Genomic DNA, 2473 nt, shown 5'->3' with positions numbered 1-2473 from the left:
TCCGGTGAGATGTGAGACCGACAGGTGGTCTCACCTCTCACCGTTCCCGGATGCGACCTCCCTGCGGTGAGATGTGAGCGCGACAGGTGGTCTCACATCTCACCGCACGGAGGAATGGACCGTGAATCCCGGATGGGAGTTCGCCCGGATGGCTGGCGGGGGGCGTGACGGGACGCGAGGATGACGCCGACGATGGGAGCAGACACATGAGCCGCGAGACGTTCTACGACGAGGTCGAGTCGACGCTCGACGAGATCCGTGCCGACGGACTGTGGAAGCACGAGCGCGAGATCGTGTCGCCACAGGGTCCGTGGGTCAGCTCAGGCGGATCGCAGGTCATGAACCTCTGCGCGAACAACTACCTCGGCCTCGCGGATCGACCGGAGATGGTCGCCGCGGCCGAGCGAGCAATGGCGCAGTACGGGTACGGCATGGCGTCGGTCCGCTTCATCTGCGGCACGCTCGACGCGCATCGCGAGCTCGAACGGCAGATCGCGGACTACCTCGGGGTCGACGATTCGATCCTGTTCGCGGCCTGCTTCGACGCCAACGGCGGAGTGTTCGAGACGTTGCTCGGCGCCGACGACGCGATCGTGTCCGACTCGCTCAATCACGCGTCGATCATCGATGGGATCCGGCTGTGCAAGGCCAACCGCTACCGGTTCGAGACCCGGGATCTCGCGGATCTCGACGCGCAGCTCACCAGCGCACGGGAGGCAGGTGCGAAGCGTGTCCTGGTCGTGACGGACGGCGTGTTCTCGATGGACGGCTACATCGCCGACCTGGCCGCGATCTGCGAGGTCGCCGACCGCCACGACGCCCTCGTCATGGTCGACGACGCTCACGCCACCGGCATCGTCGGGCCCGGCGGTCGTGGCACCCCAGCACTGCACGGCGTCGTCGAGCGGGTCGACATCGTGACGAGCACGCTCGGCAAGGCACTCGGCGGAGGGATGGGAGGGTTCATCGCTGCTCGGCAGAGCGTCGTCGACCTCCTCCGCCAGCGCGCTCGGCCGTACCTGTTCTCGAACGCCCTCGCTCCGGCAATCGTCGGCGGCGGCCTCGCCGGGCTCGCCTTGGCTCGCGACGGCGAGGCACTCCGCGAGCAACTCGACCGCAATGCACGCCGCTTCCGCTCGGCGATGAGCGCCGCCGGTTTCGAACTGTCCGGTGAAGGGCATCCGATCATCCCGGTGATGATCGGCGATGCTGCGAAGGCCGGGGAGATGTCGAACCGACTGCTCGAACGCGGGATCTACGTGACCGCCTTCTCGTTCCCTGTGGTCCCACACGGGGCGGCGCGGATCAGGACGCAGATGAACGCGGCACACACCGACGACGACATCGATCGGGCGGTCGAGGCATTCACCGCCGTCGGCCGGGAACTGGAGCTGATCTCGTGAAGGCACTCGTCAAGCCGGGCCCCGAGCCCGGACTCGAACTTCGCGATGTGCCCCGACCCGAGGTCGGTGCCAACGACGTTCTGATCGCCGTCTCGCACGCCGCCATCTGCGGCACCGATCTGCACATCCACGACTGGGACGCGTGGGCGAGCGCGAACGTCGCCGCTCCCGTCGTCGTCGGCCACGAGTTCGTGGGAACCGTGGCCGAGGTCGGCGATCAGGTCACGAACGTCGAGGTCGGCAGTCGCGTCGCGGGCGAGGGTCACATCGTGTGTGGTCGATGCCGGAACTGCCGCGCCGGGCACCGGCACCTGTGTCGGTCGACGGTCGGCGTCGGGATTCATCGGGACGGCGGATTCGCCGAGTTCGTCTCGATTCCTGCGACGAACGTGTACCCGGTTCCGGATTCCGTTCCCGACGAGATCGCCGCGATTCTCGACCCACTCGGCAACGCGGTCCACACGGTGTTGTCGTTCGACGTCGTCGGCGAGGACGTCCTGATCACCGGTGCCGGGCCGATCGGCCAGATGGCCGCCGCGATCTGTCGCCACGCCGGTGCACGCCATGTCGTCATCACCGACCTCGTCCCGGCCCGCCTCGCGATCGCGGAGCAGATGGGGGCGAGCCGCGCGGTCCGCGCCGATCAGGAGACGCTCGAGGACGTCATGGCAGAGATGGGGATGGACGAGGGGTTCGACGTCGCGCTCGAGATGTCGGGCAGCGGACGAGCGCTCGCCGACATCCTCCGCGTCACCACCCACGGCGCCCACGTCGGTCTGCTCGGGCTGTTCGCCGGACCAGCGGAAGTGAACGTCAACGAGGCGATCCTCAAAGGACTGCAGATCAAGGGCATCTACGGCCGCGAGATGTTCGACACCTGGTACAAGGCCGTCTCGATGCTCGACTCCGGGCTGTCGATCGCTCCGGTGATCAGCCATCGCTTCGTGCTCGACGACTTCCAGACCGCGTTCGATGCACTGCACGCGGGCGAAGCCACCAAAGTCGTCCTCGACATCGCCTGACCCGCCCTCCTCCTCCCCCGTTCTCGTGAACAGTTCCCGCGCTCCGTG

Annotated in this window: 2 protein-coding genes; both read left to right on the top strand. The window is 67.4% G+C overall.

The features are described from left to right. Positions 1 to 206 precede the first annotated feature (206 nt). Positions 207 to 1403 carry a glycine C-acetyltransferase gene (locus ON45_RS19480; RefSeq protein ID WP_040496263.1) on the top strand — a complete coding sequence of 399 codons (1197 nt, stop codon included), beginning with the start codon at positions 207 to 209 and terminating at the stop codon, positions 1401 to 1403. Further along, a complete protein-coding gene (gene tdh, locus ON45_RS19475; RefSeq protein WP_040496261.1) occupies positions 1400 to 2425 on the top strand; it encodes an L-threonine 3-dehydrogenase in 1026 nt (341 codons plus the stop codon). The genes ON45_RS19480 and tdh overlap by 4 nt, the downstream gene beginning before the upstream one ends. The last annotated feature ends 48 nt before the right edge of the window (positions 2426 to 2473 follow it).

Source organism: Ilumatobacter nonamiensis YM16-303, assembly GCF_000350145.1.
GTDB classification, from domain to species: domain Bacteria; phylum Actinomycetota; class Acidimicrobiia; order Acidimicrobiales; family Ilumatobacteraceae; genus Ilumatobacter_A; species Ilumatobacter_A nonamiensis.
Note: the sequence above shows the minus strand (reverse complement) of the source record. Positions and strands in the feature narration are given on the sequence as shown.